The sequence below is a fragment of the Bradyrhizobium sp. STM 3566 genome (genome assembly GCF_045571445.1).
Taxonomy (GTDB): Bacteria; Pseudomonadota; Alphaproteobacteria; order Rhizobiales; family Xanthobacteraceae; genus Bradyrhizobium; species Bradyrhizobium vignae.
In genome coordinates, this window is record NZ_CP120692.1 from 50934 (window position 1) to 69431 (window position 18498).

At 64.4% G+C, this 18498-nt stretch carries 16 protein-coding genes; 9 read left to right on the forward strand and 7 right to left on the reverse strand.

Annotated elements, in window-relative coordinates; all coding sequences use genetic code 11:
* Positions 1-17 precede the first annotated feature (17 nt).
* The gene (gene pnp, locus P6U27_RS00235; RefSeq protein ID WP_129142352.1) at positions 18-2180 is read left to right on the forward strand and encodes a polyribonucleotide nucleotidyltransferase; all 2163 of its coding nucleotides are present in this window, start codon (positions 18-20) and stop codon (positions 2178-2180) included.
* 118 nt (positions 2181-2298) lie between these two features.
* Here pnp and katG read toward each other — a convergent pair whose 3' ends face one another.
* Entirely contained in the window at positions 2299-4464 is a 2166-nt protein-coding gene (gene katG / locus P6U27_RS00240; RefSeq protein WP_162500042.1) for a catalase/peroxidase HPI, read from the reverse strand.
* Positions 4465-4578: 114 nt separating this feature from the next.
* On the opposite strand from katG, the gene P6U27_RS00245 reads away from it, so the two are divergent.
* From P6U27_RS00245 to P6U27_RS00255, 3 genes are read left to right on the forward strand one after another with little or no spacing between them, the layout of a single operon-like run.
* Complete coding sequence (locus tag P6U27_RS00245) at positions 4579-5505, forward strand: hydrogen peroxide-inducible genes activator (protein WP_129142353.1); 927 nt, start codon at positions 4579-4581, stop codon at positions 5503-5505.
* Between the two features lie 7 nt (positions 5506-5512).
* Positions 5513-5977 carry a GNAT family N-acetyltransferase gene (locus tag P6U27_RS00250; RefSeq protein ID WP_129142354.1) on the forward strand — a complete coding sequence of 155 codons (465 nt, stop codon included), beginning with the start codon at positions 5513-5515 and terminating at the stop codon, positions 5975-5977.
* The gene (locus tag P6U27_RS00255; RefSeq protein WP_407193552.1) at positions 5974-6570 is read left to right on the forward strand and encodes a glutathione S-transferase family protein; all 597 of its coding nucleotides are present in this window, start codon (positions 5974-5976) and stop codon (positions 6568-6570) included. Before P6U27_RS00250 ends, P6U27_RS00255 begins: the two co-directional genes overlap by 4 nt.
* A gap of 87 nt (positions 6571-6657) precedes the next feature.
* Here P6U27_RS00255 and fabI read toward each other — a convergent pair whose 3' ends face one another.
* The 3 genes from fabI to fabA all read right to left on the reverse strand — a co-directional run bounded on the left by fabI (position 6658) and on the right by fabA (position 9380).
* Positions 6658-7458, reverse strand: coding sequence for an enoyl-ACP reductase FabI (gene fabI / locus P6U27_RS00260; RefSeq protein WP_129142355.1), 801 nt, complete (start codon positions 7456-7458; stop codon positions 6658-6660).
* A 137-nt stretch (positions 7459-7595) separates the two neighbouring features.
* A complete protein-coding gene (fabB, locus tag P6U27_RS00265; RefSeq protein ID WP_027572364.1) occupies positions 7596-8819 on the reverse strand; it encodes a beta-ketoacyl-ACP synthase I in 1224 nt (407 codons plus the stop codon).
* A gap of 39 nt (positions 8820-8858) precedes the next feature.
* Positions 8859-9380 carry a 3-hydroxyacyl-[acyl-carrier-protein] dehydratase FabA gene (gene fabA, locus P6U27_RS00270; RefSeq protein WP_027572363.1) on the reverse strand — a complete coding sequence of 174 codons (522 nt, stop codon included), beginning with the start codon at positions 9378-9380 and terminating at the stop codon, positions 8859-8861.
* A 353-nt stretch (positions 9381-9733) separates the two neighbouring features.
* Here fabA and irrA point away from each other — a divergent pair, with 353 nt between their 5' ends.
* Complete coding sequence (gene irrA, locus P6U27_RS00275; RefSeq protein WP_027546833.1) at positions 9734-10225, forward strand: iron response transcriptional regulator IrrA; 492 nt, start codon at positions 9734-9736, stop codon at positions 10223-10225.
* A gap of 131 nt (positions 10226-10356) precedes the next feature.
* Here the strand turns inward: irrA and P6U27_RS00280 are convergent, their stop codons facing one another.
* Positions 10357-10887: an SH3 domain-containing protein gene (locus P6U27_RS00280; RefSeq protein ID WP_122400148.1), complete on the reverse strand. Its 531-nt coding sequence runs from the start codon at positions 10885-10887 to the stop codon at positions 10357-10359.
* 324 nt (positions 10888-11211) lie between these two features.
* Here P6U27_RS00280 and P6U27_RS00285 point away from each other — a divergent pair, with 324 nt between their 5' ends.
* Positions 11212-12213 (forward strand): D-glycerate dehydrogenase, encoded by a 1002-nt coding sequence (locus tag P6U27_RS00285; RefSeq protein ID WP_122400149.1) that lies wholly within the window; start codon positions 11212-11214, stop codon positions 12211-12213.
* A gap of 211 nt (positions 12214-12424) precedes the next feature.
* Here the strand turns inward: P6U27_RS00285 and P6U27_RS00290 are convergent, their stop codons facing one another.
* The gene (locus tag P6U27_RS00290) at positions 12425-13228 is read right to left on the reverse strand and encodes a molybdopterin-synthase adenylyltransferase MoeB (RefSeq protein ID WP_129142356.1); all 804 of its coding nucleotides are present in this window, start codon (positions 13226-13228) and stop codon (positions 12425-12427) included.
* Between the two features lie 123 nt (positions 13229-13351).
* Between P6U27_RS00290 and P6U27_RS00295 the strand changes: the two genes are divergently transcribed.
* The gene (locus tag P6U27_RS00295) at positions 13352-14713 is read left to right on the forward strand and encodes a serine protease (protein ID WP_164936721.1); all 1362 of its coding nucleotides are present in this window, start codon (positions 13352-13354) and stop codon (positions 14711-14713) included.
* A gap of 479 nt (positions 14714-15192) precedes the next feature.
* Here P6U27_RS00295 and mutM read toward each other — a convergent pair whose 3' ends face one another.
* The gene (mutM, locus tag P6U27_RS00300) at positions 15193-16074 is read right to left on the reverse strand and encodes a bifunctional DNA-formamidopyrimidine glycosylase/DNA-(apurinic or apyrimidinic site) lyase (RefSeq protein WP_122400151.1); all 882 of its coding nucleotides are present in this window, start codon (positions 16072-16074) and stop codon (positions 15193-15195) included.
* 81 nt (positions 16075-16155) lie between these two features.
* Here mutM and ubiE point away from each other — a divergent pair, with 81 nt between their 5' ends.
* Together ubiE and ubiB are read left to right on the forward strand one after the other, a co-directional pair.
* Positions 16156-16917, forward strand: coding sequence for a bifunctional demethylmenaquinone methyltransferase/2-methoxy-6-polyprenyl-1,4-benzoquinol methylase UbiE (ubiE, locus tag P6U27_RS00305; protein WP_129142357.1), 762 nt, complete (start codon positions 16156-16158; stop codon positions 16915-16917).
* Positions 16914-18488, forward strand: a complete 1575-nt coding sequence (gene ubiB / locus P6U27_RS00310; RefSeq protein ID WP_122400153.1) for a 2-polyprenylphenol 6-hydroxylase — start codon at positions 16914-16916, stop codon at positions 18486-18488. The genes ubiE and ubiB overlap by 4 nt, the downstream gene beginning before the upstream one ends.
* Positions 18489-18498 lie beyond the last annotated feature (10 nt).

Here is an 18498-nt window from a genome sequence, read left to right on the forward strand (position 1 = left end):
CATGAAAGAAGACCTCCATGTTCAATAAGCATTCAGTCGAGATCGACTGGGGCGGACGCCCACTCAAGCTCGAAACCGGCAAGATCGCCCGCCAGGCCGACGGCGCCGTCGTCGCCACCTATGGCGAGACCGTGGTCCTCGCCACCGTCGTTGCGGCCAAGGCGCCGCGCGAAGGCGTCGACTTCCTGCCGCTGACCGTCGACTACCAGGAGAAGGCCTACGCTGCGGGACGCATTCCCGGCGGCTATTTCAAGCGCGAGGGCCGTCCGACCGAGAAGGAGACGCTGGTCTCTCGCCTGATCGACCGTCCGATCCGCCCGCTGTTCGTCGACGGCTGGCGCAACGAGACCCAGGTGATCGTCACCGTGCTGTCGCACGACATGGAGAACGATCCTGATGTCGTGGCGATGGTTGCGGCCTCCGCCGCCCTGACGCTGTCCGGCGTGCCCTTCAAGGGGCCGATCGGCGCGGCCCGTGTCGGCTTCGCCAATGACGAATTCGTCCTCAACCCGACGCTCGACGAGATGGTCGACACCCAGCTCGACCTCGTCGTCGCCGGCACCGCCGACGCCGTGCTGATGGTCGAATCGGAGGCCAAGGAGCTCAACGAAGACGTGATGCTCGGCGCCGTGATGTTCGGTCACCGCCACTTCCAGCCGGTCATCAACGCCATCATCGAGCTCGCCGAGAAGGCCGCGAAGGAGCCGCGCGAAGTCACCGCGATCGACAATTCGGCGCTCGAGAAGGAAATGCTCGGCCTGATCGAGCAGGAGCTGCGCGCCGCCTATGCGATCCCGATCAAGCAGGAGCGTTATGCCGCCGTCGGCGTCGCCAAGGAAAAGGTGATGGCCCACTACTTCCCGGAGGGCCAGGAGCCGAAATACGACAAGCTCCGTGTCGCCGGCGTGTTCAAGGAGCTGGAAGCCAAGATCGTTCGCTGGAATATCCTCGACACCGGCAAGCGCATCGACGGCCGCGACGTCAAGACCGTGCGCAACATCATCGCCGAGGTCGGCGTGCTGCCCCGCGCCCATGGCTCGGCGCTGTTCACCCGCGGCGAGACCCAGGCGATGGTCGTGACCACGCTCGGCACCGGCGAGGATGAGCAGTATATCGACGCGCTGTCGGGGACGTACAAGGAGACGTTCCTGCTGCACTACAACTTCCCGCCCTATTCGGTCGGCGAGACCGGCCGCCTCGGCGGCACCAAGCGCCGCGAGATCGGCCACGGCAAGCTGGCCTGGCGCGCGATCCATCCGGTGCTGCCGCCGCACCATGAATTCCCCTACACCGTGCGCGTGGTCTCGGAGATCACCGAGTCCAACGGCTCCTCCTCGATGGCCTCGGTCTGCGGCGCCTCGCTGGCGCTGATGGATGCGGGCGTGCCGTTGAAGCGGCCGACCGCGGGCATTGCGATGGGCCTGATCCTCGAAGACAAGCGCTTCGCGGTTCTCTCGGACATCCTTGGTGACGAGGATCATCTCGGCGACATGGACTTCAAGGTGGCCGGCACCGAACAGGGCATCACCTCGCTCCAGATGGACATCAAGATCGAGGGCATCACCGAAGAGATCATGCGCGTCGCCCTTGGCCAGGCCAAGGAAGGCCGCATCCACATCCTCGGCGAGATGGCCAAGGCCCTGAACGCGGCCCGCGCCGAGCTCGGCGAATACGCGCCGCGCATCGAGAGCTTCAAGATCCCGACCGACAAGATCCGCGAAGTGATCGGCACCGGCGGCAAGGTGATCCGTGAGATCGTCGAGAAGACCGGCGCCAAGGTCAACATCGAGGACGACGGCACCGTGAAGGTCGCCTCCAGCGACGGCGAGGCGATGAAGGCCGCGATCAAGTGGATCAAGTCGATCGCGTCCGAGCCGGAAGTCGGCCAGATCTACGACGGCACCGTCGTCAAGGTGATGGAGTTCGGCGCCTTCGTGAACTTCTTCGGCTCCAAGGACGGCCTCGTCCACATCAGCCAGCTCGCGGCCAATCGCGTGCAGAAGACCTCCGACGTCGTCAAGGAAGGCGACAAGGTCAAGGTCAAGCTGCTCGGCTTCGACGACCGCGGCAAGACCCGCCTGTCCATGAAGGTGGTCGACCAGACCACCGGCGAAGACCTCGAGGCCAAGGAGAAGGCCGCAGAGGGCGAGAAGGCCCCGCGCGAAGCGGCGGGCGAGTAAATCTCGCTACGGTCCGGAAAAACGAAGGGCGGCCGAAAGGCCGCCCTTTTTGTTTGTGGCTTCGATCGGGCAGCGCGCTGATCTTCACCTCTCCCCAGCGGGGAGAGGTGAATCGGCCTCACGCCGCGATGTCGTACCGGTCGAGGTTCATCACCTTGGTCCAGGCCTTGGCGAAGTCCTTGACGAACTTCTCCTTGGAGTCCGAGGTCGCATAGACCTCGGCGAAGGCGCGGAGCTGGGAGTGTGCGCCGAAGATCAGATCGACGCGCGTGCCGGTCCACTTCACCGCATTGGTCTTGCGGTCGCGTCCCTCGTAGCTGCCGTCGGCGACGGGCGTCCACTGCGTGCTCATGTCGAGCAGGTTGACGAAGAAGTCGTTGCTCAGCGTTCCCACCTTCGCGGTGAGCACGCCGTGCTTCGAACCGTTCGCGTTGGCGCCGAGCACACGCAGGCCGCCGACCAGCACCGTCATCTCGGGGCCGGTGAGCCTCAAGAGCTGCGCGCGATCGACGAGGGCTTCTTCCTGCTGCAGGAACTGATGCTTCTTGCCGACATAGTTGCGGAAGCCATCGGCGCGCGGCTCCAGCGGTGCGAACGAGGCCGCATCCGTCTGCTCCTGCGAGGCATCCATGCGGCCCGGCGTGAAGCCGACCTTCACGTCGACGCCGGCATCCTTGGCGGCCTTCTCGACCGCGGCGGTGCCGCCGAGCACGATCAGGTCCGCGAGCGAGACCTTCTTCGCACCTGACGATGCGTTGAACTCCTTCTGGATGGCTTCGAGTTTGCCGAGCACCTTCGAGAGCTGAGCCGGCTGATTCACCTCCCAGTCCTTCTGCGGGGCAAGCCGGATGCGCGCGCCATTGGCGCCGCCGCGCTTGTCCGAGCCGCGGAACGTCGAGGCCGACGCCCAGGCGGTCGAGACCAGCTCCGGCACCGAGAGTCCCGAAGCGAGGATCTTCGTCTTCAGCGAGGCGATATCCTGCTCGCTGACCAGCTCGTGGTTCACGGCCGGAATCGGATCCTGCCAGATCAGCGTCTCCTTCGGCACCAGCGGGCCGAGATAGCGCTGGATCGGTCCCATGTCGCGGTGGGTCAGCTTGAACCAGGCGCGGGCGAAGGCGTCCGCGAACTGATCCGGGTTCTCGAGGAAACGACGCGAGATCTTCTCATAGGCTGGATCAAAGCGCAGCGAGAGGTCCGTCGTCAGCATCGTCGGCCGATGCTTCTTCGATTTGTCGAAGGGGTCGGGAATGATCGCCTCGGCGCCCTTGGCCACCCACTGGTTCGCACCGCCCGGGCTCTTGGTCAGCTCCCATTCGTACTTGAACAGGTTCTCGAAGAAGTTGTTGCTCCACTTCGTCGGGGTCTGCGTCCAGGTCACCTCGAGGCCGCTGGTGATGGCATCGCCGGCGATGCCCGACGCGTGCTTGCTCTTCCAGCCGAGGCCCTGATCCTCGAGCGCGCCCGCTTCCGGCTCCGGGCCGACCAGCGAGGGATCGCCCGCGCCATGGGTCTTGCCGAAGGTGTGGCCACCGGCGATCAGCGCGACGGTTTCCTCGTCGTTCATCGCCATGCGGAAGAAGGTCTCGCGGATATCCTTGGCCGCGGCGATCGGATCCGGCTTGCCGTTCGGGCCTTCCGGATTGACGTAGATCAGGCCCATCTGCACCGCGCCGAGCGGCTCGGCGAGCTGGCGCTCACCGCTATAGCGTTCATCGCCGAGCCAGGTGCCTTCGGGGCCCCAATAGAGCTCTTCCGGCTCCCAGACGTCGGCGCGGCCGCCCGCAAAGCCAAAGGTCTTGAAGCCCATCGATTCCAGCGCGACGTTGCCGGCCAGCACCATCAGATCGGCCCAGGAGATCTTGCGGCCATATTTCTGCTTGATCGGCCAAAGCAAACGGCGCGCCTTGTCGAGGTTGGCGTTGTCGGGCCAGCTGTTGAGCGGCGCGAAGCGCTGCTGACCGGCGCCGGCGCCGCCGCGACCATCGGTGATGCGGTAGGTGCCCGCGCTGTGCCAGGCCATGCGGATCATGAGGCCGCCATAATGACCGAAGTCGGCGGGCCACCATTCCTGCGAATCCGTCATCAGAGCGGTCAGGTCCTTGATGACCGCGTTCAGGTCGAGCGATTTGAATTCCTTGGCGTAGTCGAATTCCTTGCCCATCGGGTCGGACAGGTCGGAATTCTTGTGCAGCATCTCGATGCTGAGCTGGGTTGGCCACCAGTCGCGGTTCACGCGCGTGGGTTTTCCGCCCGAAAACGGGCACTTCGAAGTGTCATCCATGATTACCTCCTCTGGTGGCGTCCGACGGCGCCATTTGACCAGGTAGAGCCACTCTAAGCGCCAGGTCCTATCAGGTGAAGTTGACTTTAATGATCGCTGCGATAGGATTTTCTGATGATGAATCTGACGCTGCGCCAGCTCCGCTATTTCGATGCGCTGGCCCGTCACGGCCATTTCGGCCGCGCGGCCGAGGCCTGCTCGATCTCGCAGCCGGCTCTGTCGATGCAAATCAAGGAACTGGAGGAGACGCTCGGCGGCCTGCTGCTGGAGCGCAGCGCACGGCAAGTGGCGCTGACCCGTTTCGGCGAGGAGCTCGCTCAGCGGGTCCGCGACATCCTGCGCTCGGTCGACGAGCTCGGCGATTTCGCGCGGGCGTCCCAGGACCGCTTCGCCGGCCGCCTGCGCATCGGCATGATCCCGACCATCGCCCCTTACCTGCTGCCCAAGATCACCAAGAATCTCACGCGCATGCATCCGGAGCTCGACATCCGCGTGCGCGAGACCATGACGCCGCGGCTGATCCAGGAACTGGTGGAAGGCCGGCTCGACACCGCCATCGTGGCACTGCCAGTGTCGGAGCCCTCGCTCACCGAGGTCGCGCTGTTCGAGGAGAAATTTCTGCTGGTGCGGCCGGGTGCGGATGAAGGCACACCGGTGCCGTCGCGCGAGATGATGCGCGAGATGCGGCTTCTGCTGCTCGAGGAGGGGCACTGCTTCCGCGACCAGGCGCTCTCGTTCTGCAACATGCAATCGGCGCCTCCGCGCGAGATGCTGGATGCGAATTCACTCTCGACGCTGGTGCAGATGGTCAGCGCCGGTATCGGCGTCACCTTGATCCCGGAGATGGCGGTGCCGGTGGAGACGCGATCGGCCTCGGTCTCGCTGGCGCGCTTCCGCGACCCCGAGCCCTCGCGTATCATCGGCATGGTCTGGCGCAAGACCAGCCCGTTGGCGCGGCAGCTGCTGCAGATTTCCGAGGTGGTGTGCCTGTCGGCCGGCAAGGTGCGCGCGCGGCAATCCGTGCGCAGCCAGCGGGTTTGAGCGGCGTATGTCGCATCCGATCATCCGCCCCGCCTGCCCAGAGGAGTATGACGAGATCGGCCGTGTCTGGATGGAGAGCTGGGTCTCGACCGGGCTTGCCGAAGCGAGCGGCTTCCTCCTCGCCAATTTGCGTGCGCGCATCAGGCGCGAGATCGAGAACGGCTGGAGCCTGTTCGTCGCCGACGATAAGGGCACCATCGCTGCCATGCTGGCGCTGCATCTGCCCAAGCTCGATCTCGACATGCTCTTCGTTGCGCCCGCCTATCAGGGCCAATCGCTCGGCCGGCAGCTGCTCGCCTTCACGCGCACGCAGCTGCCCGACGAAATCTGCCTGCGCTGCGTCCGCGAGAACGAAAAGGCCTGGCGCTGGTACGAACGCGAAGGTTTCGTGTTCGAAAAGGAAGAGACCGAACCGTCGAACGGTTTCGTGATGAAGTATTACCGGTGGAAGAACGAACGAAATGCCCCATGATCAAGCTCTACTGGTCGCCTCGCTCACGCTCGTTCACGACGCTCTGGCTGATGGAGGAGAGCGGCCTGCCCTATGAGCGCGTGCTGACCGACATCTCGACCGGCGCGCAGAAGGCGCCGGACTTTCTCAAGATCAACCCGATGGGAAAGGTGCCGGCGCTGACCGACGGCTATGCTGCGCTCGGCGAAGCCGCGGCGATCTGCGCTTACATTGCCGATCGCTATCCCGAGACCAAGCTCGCGCCCGCCGTGACCGATCCGCGCCGCGCGCGCTATCTGCAATGGCTGTTCTTTTGCCCTAGCTGCATCGAGCCCGCCATCATCCAGATCTTCACCAAGATCGAGATCCCGACCTCGACCGCGGCCTGGGGCAGCGCGACGCAGGTTTTCGACGTACTGGAAGCCGCGCTCGCCAAGGGTCCGTGGATCCTCGGCGAGGAATTTTCCGCTGCCGACGTCACGGTCGGCTCGGGCCTGAATTTCGCGGTGCGCCTGTTCAAGATGGTGCCGTCGCGCCCGGCCTTCGATGCCTATCTCGCCCGCTGCATGGCGCGGCCGGCGTTCCAGCGCGCGGAGAAGATCGCGGCGGGATAGATGGGAGATTCGTCCGTGCCCACCGTCTCTCGACGACAGTGAGGAAGAGGTGGGCACGCTTCGCTTTGCCCACGCTACGAAGGCATCCTATTCCGACACCTTCAGATCATCCGGCCTCGGCATCAGGATGACGTTGTAGCCGGAATCCACATAATGGATCTCGCCGGTCACGCCGCCGGAGAGATCCGACAACAGATACAGCGCCGAGCCGCCGAGGTCGTCCAGCGTGACGCCGCGGCGGAGCGGCGCGTGCTTCTGCATGAAGGCGAACATCGCCCGTGCCTCGCCGATGCCGGAGCCGGCGAGTGTGCGGATGGGGCCTGCGGAGATCGCGTTGACGCGGATGCCGCGCGGGCCGAAATCAGCGGCAAGATAGCGCACGGAGGCTTCCAGTGCCGCCTTGGCTACGCCCATCACGTTGTAGTTCGGCATCGCGCGCTCCGAGGCGCCGAACGTCAGCGTGATCATGCTGCCGCCTTCGGTCATCAGCTCGGCGGCGCGCTTTGCGACTTCCGTGAACGAAAAGCAGGAGATCACCATGGTGCGCGAAAAATTCTCGCGGCTGGTGTCGGCGTAGCGGCCCTTGAGCTCGTTCTTGTCGGCAAAGCCGATCGCATGGATGATGAAGTCGAGCTTGCCCCATTTTTCGCGTAACGCAGCGAAGGTGGCATCGACGCTGGAAATGTCCTCGACGTCGCAAGGCAGCACCAGATCCACGCCAAGCGATTCAGCCAGCGGCTTGACGCGCTTGCCGAGGGCCTCGCCCTGGAAGGTAAAAGCGAGCTCGGCGCCGTGGGCATGCAGCGTCTTCGCCATACCCCAGGCGATCGAATGATCATTGGCGATGCCCATGACCAGACCGCGCTTGCCTTTCATAAATCCTTCCATTGCGAAACTACTCTCCGCTCTGCGTCATGGCCGGGCTTGTCCCGGGCATCCACGCCCTTTGCAGCCAGAACCTAAGACGTGGATGGCCGGGACAAGCCCGGCCATGACGAGAAATCACGAACGCGTCGACAACGTCGTCACGCATCCAGCCGGCTGAACACCAGCGTGGCGTTGGTGCCGCCGAAGCCGAACGAGTTCGACAGCACGGTGCCGATCTTGGCGTTGTCGATGCGCTTGCGCACGATCGGCATGTCGGCGAACACGGGATCGAGCTCCTGGATGTGCGCGCTCTCGCAGATGAAACCGTTGTTCATCATCAGCAGCGAATAGATCGCTTCCTGCACACCGGTGGCGCCCAGCGAGTGGCCGGTCAGCGCCTTGGTCGCGGAGATCGGCGGGCACTTCTCGCCAACGCCAAAGACCTTGCGGATGGCCTCGATCTCCGGCGGATCGCCGGCCGGTGTCGAGGTCGCGTGCGGATTGATGTAATCGACCTTGGTCTTCACCGTCGACATCGCCATGCGCATGCAGCGCTCGGCGCCTTCACCCGATGGCGCGACCATGTCGTAGCCGTCGGAGGTCGCACCGTAGCCGACGACCTCGCCATAGATGCGTGCGCCACGCGCCTTGGCATGCTCGAGCTCTTCCAGCACCAGCACGCCGGCGCCGCCGGCAATGACGAAACCATCGCGATTGAGGTCGTAGGGACGTGAGGCCGTGGCCGGCGTATCGTTGTACTTCGAGGACATCGCGCCCATGGCGTCGAACAGCACCGACAGCGACCAGTCCAGCTCCTCGCAGCCGCCGGCGAAGATGACGTCCTGCTTGCCGATCTGGATCGTCTCATAGGCATTGCCGACGCAATGGTTCGACGTCGCGCAGGCCGAGGAGATCGAATAGTTCACGCCCTTGATCTTGAACCAGGTCGCAAGCGTCGCGGAAGCCGTGGAGGACATCGCCTTCGGCACCGCAAACGGGCCGACCCGCTTCGGTCCCTTGGAGCGGGTGATGTCGGCGGCTTCGACGATGGTGCGCGCCGAGGGACCGCCGGAACCCATGATGATGCCGGTGCGGATGTTGGAGACTTCATCGGGCGACAGGCCGGAATCCTGGATCGCCTGCTCCATCGCGATGTGATTCCACGCCGCGCCCTGGCCGAGGAAACGCATCGCGCGGCGATCGACCACCGTCGAGGGATCGAGCGTGGGCTCACCTTGCACCTGCGAACGGAAGCCGAGCTCGGCATATTTCTCAGCCCGCGAAATGCCCGATTTCGCCTCGTGAAGGCTCGCAAGCACTTCCTGGGTGTTGTTTCCGATGGACGAAACGATGCCCATTCCGGTGACCACAACCCGCCTCATGTCAGCCTCGCCTCGTCGTTGTCTTCTTGGATAATGCGCTCAGCCCAGGCTCGTGCCCTGCTTGAACAGGCCGACCTTCAGATCCTTGGCGCGATAAATAATCTGGTCATCGACCGAAAGCCACCCGTCGGCAATCCCGAGCACGAGCTTTGAGCGCATCACGCGTTTGATATCGACGTTGTACACAACCTTGCGGGCGTCAGTCAGCACCTGGCCGCCGAACTTCAGTTCGCTCAGACCGAGCGCCCGGCCCCGGCCTTCGCCGCCGATCCAGCCGAGGTAAAAGCCGACCATTTGCCACAGCGCATCCAGGCCGAGGCAACCCGGCATCACTGGATCGTTCTTGAAGTGGCAGCCGAAGAACCAGAGGTCGGGCTTCACGTCGAGCTCGGCGCGCACGAGACCCTTGCCGAACTCACCGCCATTGTCGTTGATGTCCGTGATGCGGTCGAACATCAGCATCGGCGGCAGCGGCAGCTGGGCATTGCCCGGGCCGAACATCTCGCCGCGGGCACAGGCCAGCAGATCTTCGTATTCGTAACCGTTGCGCCTGTTCAGCATTCACGAGCCTCTGTTCAAATCCCGGTTAAGCGGCGTTTTTCTGGCGAAATGGGCCCCGTCTCGATCGGAGAGCAACGCCAATTGCCACCGCCGGCCGCGACTCGCGCAAGCCCCGAATGGACTGCGCCCAAGCTTTCATGCCCGGCTGCGCCAAAATCGGCTAAGCGGAACCGCGCGCTCTCTAACACAGGCTATTTCGGGTGGCAAAGCGCATCGATGAAGGTAAAATGACGCGCTCCCCAGGCCGGTTCCAACCCTGATTAGAACCTCTCTAGTTGCGAGAAACTTGCATCTGCATCTTTCTGTTCTTATATTACTGGGAGATATTGTTCACGCGTGCCCGAAATCTGGAAATGAGCGAGAATACCGCGCCCCATCACGACGATGACGTCCATGCCGCGGCCCTCCTGTCCGGCCGCCAGCCGGCCTTGACCGGCTGTCCCTGGCACGACGTAAACGAAATGCTCCAGTCCGCGGGGCTGCGTCCGACGCGCCAGCGCATGGCGCTCGGCTGGCTCCTGTTCGGCAAGGGTGCGCGTCACCTCACGGCCGAAATGCTTTACGAGGAAGCGACGCTGGCCAAGGTCCCGGTATCGCTGGCGACCGTCTACAACACGCTGAATCAGCTCACCGATGCCGGCCTGCTCCGCCAGGTCAGCGTCGACGGCACCAAGACCTATTTCGATACCAACGTCACCACCCATCATCACTACTATCTCGAGAACAGCCACGAGCTGGTCGACATCGAGGATCCGCATCTGGCGCTGTCGAAGATGCCGGAGGTGCCCGAGGGCTATGAGATCTCCCGCATCGACATGGTCGTGCGCCTGCGCAAGAAGCGCTGAGATCGTCTTAAACTGCTGAGATCGTCTTAAACTGCTGAGATCGTCATGGCCGGGCTTGTCCCGGCCATTTCCTTTTTCCCGTCATCCCGGATTCGATGCTACGCATCGCTCCGGGATGACGCCTGTCGGCGTCAATTCACCTGCTCGTCCGCGTAGACGCCCCAGAGGCGCTCCTGCTGGATCCAGCCGTCAAAGCCGTTGCCGATGACGCGGCACCAGCTTGCGGCGCACTTCTTCACCTGCGTGACGACGCCAGCCTGGAGCCTTGCCGCAACCGCGCTGTCGGGATCGGGCCGGTCATAGATCGGGGCGAGGTCGTCCTTGTGCTTCATGGTGACGACAGCGGTGCGGCGGCCCGACAGCAGCGAGTGATACACCCAGCCCTCGGCGCCTTCGGAATCACGCACCCGGCGCCAGTTCTCGAATTCGGCGGTGATTTCGACCGGCAGGCCGGCGCGGGTGTAGACCCAGGCGACGTCATTGTCCTTGGTCGGGCCGGCGCGGACGTTCACGTGATCCGATTTGAGGCTGACATAGCGCGGTACCGGCAACCCGCTGGCGGTCTGCGGAGTATTATCCTTCGCCGAATGCGAGGGGCCGACCGAGGCGCTCAACCAGGTGCAAACGAGCGCCATCACCGAACAAAAACGCCCCAACGCCATCAACCCGTCTCCTGTCGAAGACCCGGCCAAGCCGGATCCTCACCCCAAATTCCAAAACCCTGCCGCGTCTGCCCCTGCTTCCCGCCCCACGCGGGTTCCAACCCTCGGCCCGTGGTTCTTGTCTTGGCCCGGCCTTCTGCTAGAGAGGACGAGCACTTGAACAACCAGTTTGCCCCGATTTTCCGGCCGGAAATGTCGGGAGAGCTTGGAGGAAACACCGGGGACGGACACGGCAAGGGCAGTGTCGAACAACCGGGTTAATGAGGCCTCAACGACCGGCCTTTGGCGACAGAGGCGGCTTGCTGTGCCTCATGAGAGCAGGACATGTCGGTGAAGAAAAAGCCCCTCGTCGTGGTGACGCGCAAGCTGCCGGATTCGATCGAAACGCGAATGCGCGAGCTGTTCGATGCGCGGATCAATCTCGATGACACGCCGATGTCGGCCGATCAGATCGCGGAAGCCGCGCGCACCGCCGACGTGCTGGTTCCGACCGTGACCGATCACATCAGCGCCGATGTCGTGAACCAGCCCGACTGCAAGCTCCGCCTGATCGCCAATTTCGGCAACGGCGTCGACAATATCGACGTCGCAGCCGCCCATGCCCGCGGCATCACCGTCACCAATACGCCGAAGGTCCTGACCGAAGATACCGCCGACATGACCATGGCGCTGATCCTCGCGGTGCCCAGGCGAATGATCGAAGGCGCCTCGATCCTGACCGAAGGAAAGCTCTGGGCGGGCTGGTCGCCGACCTGGATGCTCGGCCATCGCATCGGGGGCAAGCGTCTCGGCATCATCGGCATGGGCCGCATCGGCCAGGCGGTGGCGCGCCGCGCCCGCGCCTTCGGCCTGCAGATCCACTATCACAACCGCCGTCCCGTCGCGCCCGTCATCGCCGAAGAGCTGGGCGCGACCTATTGGGAAAGCCTCGACCAGATGCTGGCGCGGATGGACATCATCTCGGTGAACTGTCCGCACACGCCGGCGACCTATCACCTGCTTTCGGCGCGACGGCTGAAGCTGATCCGCAAGGACGCCTATATCGTCAACACCGCGCGCGGCGAGGTCACCGACGAGGACACGCTGATCAAGCTGATCGAGGGCGGCGAGATCGGCGGCGCCGGCCTCGACGTCTACGAGCACGAGCCCGCGGTGAACCCGAAACTGGTGCGGCTCGCCAAGGCGGGCAAGGTGACACTGCTGCCGCATATGGGCTCGGCCACGATCGAGGGCCGCGTCGAGATGGGCGAGAAGGTGATCATCAACATCCGCACCTTCCTCGACGCCCACAAGCCACCGGATCGCGTGCTGCCGAGCATGCTGTGAGTGTCTGCGCTCCGGCGGACGGATGGTGTATCCTATCTGCCCCCGGGCAAATTGAACCTAGCTCGCGATTTCAAGACTAGCCGCCACGTCCTCACCTGTACGTGCAAGTCGACGTATTCGCGTCTCCTCCATGCGTGTTTTCCAATTACTTGCGTCGAGTTCTACTGTTTGCATAGTGCTCTCGGTGCCGCCCGAATTTTGGGCCGCTGTCCTACTCGCGATGGATGCTCAGATCCTCGATCACGGGCCCATCGCCGTTGAGCGGATTGGCGGGATCGCGGGCGTAGCGCAACGTCTCGAAGCGCATCGCGCGCGCGTCGATCATCAGGAGGCGGCCGACGAGGCCGTCGCCGAAGCCGACGATCTCGCGGATCGCCTCCAGCGCCATCATCGAGCCGAGCACGCCCGCCAATGCGCCCATGACACCGGCCTCGGCACAGGCCGGAACGGTCCCAGGCGGCGGCGCTTCCGGAAACAGGCAGCGGTAGGTCGGATTGAACTCGCCCTGCTCGTTCCTCTCATGCGCGCGGATGGTGGTGAGCGAGCCGTCGAAGGTGCCGAGCGCCGCCGTGATCAGCGGCCGCTTCGCGAAGAAGCAGGCATCGGAAACGAGGTAACGCGTCGAGAAATTGTCGGAGCCGTCGAGCACGAGGTCGTAATCGCCGATCAGGCTGAGCGCATTGTCGGCGTTGAGCCAGGTGGCGTGACCGACAAAGCGGACATGCGGATTGAGCGCCGCGATCCGCTCGGCGGCGCTCTCGACCTTGTGCCGGCCGATATCGGGCGTGGCGTGGATCACCTGGCGCTGCAGATTGGACAGCGAGACCACATCGTCATCGACCACGCCGAGTGTGCCGACGCCGGCAGCGGCCAGATACATCAGAGCGGGCGCACCGAGCCCGCCGGCACCGATCACCAGCACGGAGGCTCGTTTCAGCGCAGCCTGGCCGGGACCGCCGACATCGCGCAGCACGATATGGCGGGCATAGCGTTCGAGTTCGTCGGGGCTCAGCATCGTTCTTCGTTCCTCTCAACCCTCATGGTGATGAGGATCAACACCTGAACCAGCCCAACATTGTTCGCGACCAACGAGATGTGCTTCAATGGCATTGCGTTCAATGGGCTGGCTGGATTTGTCATGAGATCGACGCTTGCGGCAACACTGATGTTTGCGGCGGCCACGGCTGCGAACGCCCAGATGACGCCGCCGCAGGTCCCCAGCACCAAGCCGAAAACGGTCCAGACCGTTCCGATTCGCCCGCCAACCGTTCAGACGGCATCGGAAACAGCCGACGCCATGGCACAGGCCGAGCGCCTGTCGCTGCAATCCGATCTCGCCTGGGTCGGCCAATATAACGGGGCCATCACCGGCGACGTCAGCGAGCGCATGGTCAACGCCATCAAGGAATACCAGAAGGCCAAGGGCGGCAAGCCGACCGGCGTGCTCAATCCGCAGGAGCGTGCGGCGCTCGCCGAGACCGCAAGGCGGAAACAAGACAGTGTCGGCTGGAAGATCGTCATGGAGCCGACCAGCGGTGCGCGGCTCGGCATCCCCGGTAAGCTTGTGCCGCAGCAGGCGAGCGACGCCAACGGCTCGAAATGGACCTCGCCGACCGGAACCGTGCAGGTGCTGCTCAGCCGCCGCAAGGAGGTGAACCCGACCACCGCGAAGATCGCGGAGGCCGAGAAGAAGGAGCCCGCCGGCCGCAAGGTCGATTACACCGTGGTGAAGCCTGACTTCTTCGTGCTGTCCGGGCTTCAGGGCCTCAAGAAATTCTACGTGCGCGGCACCTTCAGAGGCGATGAGGTCCGCATCATGACCATCCTCTACGACCAGGCGATGGAGAACACGGTCGAACCGGTTGTGATCGCGATGTCGAGCGCGTTCAACGCGTTTCCGTCCAGCCCGATGGCCGGACCGCCGCCGCGCAAGACTGTCGAATACGGCACCGGCATCGTCGTCAGCGACGACGGCGCGATCGTCACGGACCGCCTCGTCACCGATGGCTGCCTAGCAATCACGATCGGCGGTCATGGCAGCGCCGACCGCCTCGCTGAGGACAAGGAGCACGATCTCGCGCTGCTGCACATCTACGGCGCGCGCGGCCTGAGGCCGCTCAGCGTCGCGAGCGGCGCGGCGAAGACGAATGTCGACGTGATCGGCATCGCAGACCCACAGGGTCAGGGCGGTGCGGCCCGCGTGTCGAGCGTGAAGGCGGCGCTGGCGCCTGTGACAGCGAGCGACTCCGCGCTGTCGCCTCCACCGTCGGTGGGTTTTTCCGGCAGCCCGGCCATCGACGCCGACGGCAAGTTCGCCGGCATTGCGCTGCTGAAGCCGGCAATGGTTGCAGGACCTGCAACGTCGGTGCCGGCCTCGCAGGCGGTAATGGTCTCCGCGGAGACGGTGCGCGATTTCCTGAAGGCGAATGGCATCACTGCGAATGGCTCATCGATGGATGCGAAAGCCGCTGTCGTGCGCGTGATCTGCGTGCGGAAGTAGGCTCGCCAACAACTACGCGCTATCGTGTCCCGGACGCGGTGCGGCGTGAAACGCCGCGCCGCTGAGCCGGTACCCATGTCACCAACAGTCGCACTTGGGGCTTTCCGGGCCCCGGCTCTGCAGCGCATCGCTATGCGCTGCGCTTCGTCCGGGGCACGGTTGCGCATCCATCCCACGTGCGACTACGCCGCGGCCAGCGCATCGATAGCGCCGCCAACACCCTCGCCGAGGGCACTGGATCGAGACCCGGCTCGAGCTCGAAGCTCCGAACGATGCCCTGATCGACCAGGTGATGTCGCCTGCGCATGACATGCTGAACGTCGCCGCGGAGCTTGCGGCGGACGAGACCACGACACTGGCAGCCCGGCCGGATTGCTTTGCTTCGCGGTTCCAGACGTTCCATCCACTGGTCATTGACGGGCGTGGTGCTGTCGTCGCCCTCACCAAGCCTCACGGCCTCTCGGCAACAAGCCTGATGGTCACTTCTGACATTTCGGACACCAGAAGGTCGACCGACCATTCTGCGTGAACCGTTTGATCGTGCCGCCACAGCGCGGCGTGGTGCATGTCTCGCCTTCGCGGTCGTAGACCTTGAACGAGTGCTGGAAATAACCGAGTTCGCCCGAGGTCTGGCGGTGATCGCGCAAGCTGGAGCCGCCAGCCCTGATCGCATCGTTCAGCACGGTATGGATCGCGCCGACCAATCGCTTGGCATGATCGGTCGGCTCGCCCTTCTTGGTCGATAGCGTCGCGGCGATCCGGCGCGGCGACAGATGCGAGCGGTGCAGCGCCTCGCAGACATAGATGTTGCCGAGTCCCGCCACCACGCGCTGGTCGAGCAGCGCGGCCTTCAGGCTCGTGGTCTTGCCTTCGCAGGAGCGCGCCAGCATCGCGGCATCGAATTCGTTGCCGAGCGGCTCGGGTCCGAGCCCGCGCAGCAGCGGTTCTTCCTCGAGCGCGTTGCGCGCAATCACTTTCATGTAACCGAAACGGCGCGGATCGTTGAACACGATGTCGGCGCCCGAGGACATCCGAAACAGCACATGATCGTGCGCGGAATCCTTGGCCTTCGGATGGTGAAACGCGCCAGGCTGCACGTCGTTGTCCGGCTTGATGACACGGAACGAGCCCGACATGCCGAGATGCATCAGCAGCACGTCGCCCGAGGCGAGATCGGCCATGAGATATTTTGCACGGCGGCCGAGGCCCGTGACAACCTGCCCCTTGAGCCGGGCCACGAAGTCCGGCTGGAACGGAAAGCGCAAATCCGGCCGGCGGGCCTCCGCATTGAGGATTTTTGCACCCTCCATGACGGGCTGAAGGCCGCGGCGGACGGTCTCGACTTCGGGCAATTCGGGCATCGTCGGGCATTCACCTTATGAGGGCGGTGTGATAGCGCCATTGCGGCGGCCGCGCTATGGTCCGCCATGCGGAGTAGAGTAATGGATCGGCCGGGCGAAACCACGCATTTTGGCTTCAGGGACGTTCCCCTCGGGGACAAGCAGACGCTGGTGAACGACGTGTTTCACAGCGTGGCGTCGCGTTATGATTTGATGAATGACCTGATGTCCGGAGGTCTGCACCGGGTCTGGAAGGACATCATGATCACCGCGCTCGACCCGCCGAGGGGCGACCGGCCGTTCGCGCTGCTCGATGTCGCCGGTGGCACCGGCGACATCTCCTTCCGCGCCGCCAGGGCGGCCGGTCCCGGCTTCCATGCCACGGTCTGCGACATCAACACCGATATGCTGGCCGTGGGCCGCGAACGCGCCGCCAAGCAGCATCTCGAGACCCAGGTCGATTTCGTCGAAGGCAATGCCGAATCGCTTGGCTTCGCCGACCGCAGCTTCGATGCCTATACGATCGCTTTCGGCATTCGCAACGTGCCGCGGATCGACCTCGCACTGCGCGAGGCCTATCGCGTGCTCAGGCCCGGCAGCCGCTTCCTGTGCCTGGAATTCTCCACCGTCGAGATGCCAGGGCTCGACAAGCTCTATGACTTGTTCTCGTTCAAGGTGATCCCGCCGCTCGGCCGCATGGTCACGGGCGACGCCGAATCCTACCAATACCTCGTCGAATCGATCCGCAAGTTTCCCAAGCCTGCCGTCTTCGCCGACATGATCCGCGAGGCCGGCTTTTCCCGCGTCAGCTGGCAGACACTCTCTGGCGGCATCGTCGCACTGCATTCGGGCTGGCGTTTGTGATCTCTGCCATCACCCACATTGCGCGCCTGATCCGCGCCGCGTTCGTCTTTGCGCGCGAGGGCGTGTTCGGCTCGGTCGATCCGAGCCTGGTGCCGCCACCGGGCCAGCTTGCGCTGAAGCTCGCGCGCCTCGTCGAACGGCGCAGCGCCAAGCACGGTCCGCGGATCTCTCGCGCGCTGACGCGAATGGGCCCGGCCTATCTCAAGCTCGGGCAATTCCTGGCGACGCGCCCCGACGTGGTCGGCGTCGTCATGGCGCGCGATCTCGAAAGTCTCCAGGATCGCCTGCCGCCGTTCTCGCAAGCCGAAGCCGAAGCGGCGATCACGACGTCACTGGAACGACCGCTGAGCGACGTATTCGCGAGCTTCGGCCCGCCGGTCGCGGCCGCCTCGATCGCGCAGGTGCATCGCGGCGAGGTGTTGCGCGACGGCATCCGCAAGCCGGTCGCGATCAAGGTGCTCCGGCCCAATGTCGCCGCACGCTTCCGCCGCGATCTCTCCGACTTCTTCTTCGTCGCGCACAAGGCCGAAGCCTATTCGGCCGAGGCGCGGCGCCTGCGCCTGATCGAAGTCATCAACACAATGTCGCGCTCGGTCGCGATGGAGATGGACCTGCGACTGGAAGCAGCGGCGCTATCCGAGATGGCCGAGAACACGCAGGGCGATCCTGATTTCCGCGTGCCGGCCGTCGACTGGGATCGCACCACGCACAACGTGCTGACCATGGAGTGGATCGACGGCATCGCGCTGAACGACCACAAGGGCCTCGCAGAGGCCCAGGTCGATTTGCCAGATCTCGGCCGCAAGGTGATCCAGAGTTTTCTGCGCCATGCACTGCGCGACGGCTTCTTCCACGCCGACATGCATCCGGGCAATCTGTTCCTGGATGATACCGGCCGTCTCGTCGCGGTCGATTTCGGCATCATGGGCCGGCTCGGCATGAAGGAGCGGCGCTTCCTGGCCGAGATCCTGCTCGGCTTCATCACCCGCGACTACCGCCGCGTCGCCGAGGTGCATTTCGAGGCGGGCTATGTGCCCGCGCACCATTCGGTCGAGAATTTCGCCCAAGCCATCCGTGCCATCGGCGAGCCCATTCACAACCGTACCGCCGAGGAGATCTCGATGGCGCGGCTGCTGACCCTGCTGCTCGAGGTCACCGGCCTGTTCGACATGAGGACGCGGCCCGAGCTGATCCTGCTGCAGAAGACCATGGTTGTGGTCGAGGGCGTGGCGCGCGGCTTCGATCCCAAGCTCGACATCTGGAAGATCGCCGACCCCGTGGTGCGCGAATGGATCGAGCGCAATCTCGGACCCCTAGGCCGGGTACAGGGCGCACTTGCCGGAACCGGCGACATCGCGCGCGTGCTGATGCGCCTGCCGGAGATCGCGGAGCGATCGGTGAAAGTCCTCGAGCAGCTCGAGACCATGACGCGGGAGGGCATAGGCCTGTCGCCGGAGAGCATCGCGGCCATGGGGCGCAGCGAGGGCCGCAAGAACCGCTGGCGCACCGTGGCGCTCTGGATCATCGCCGCGACCTTTATCGGGATCCTGGTTGCCGTCCGGAATCTTTGATTGCACTGCA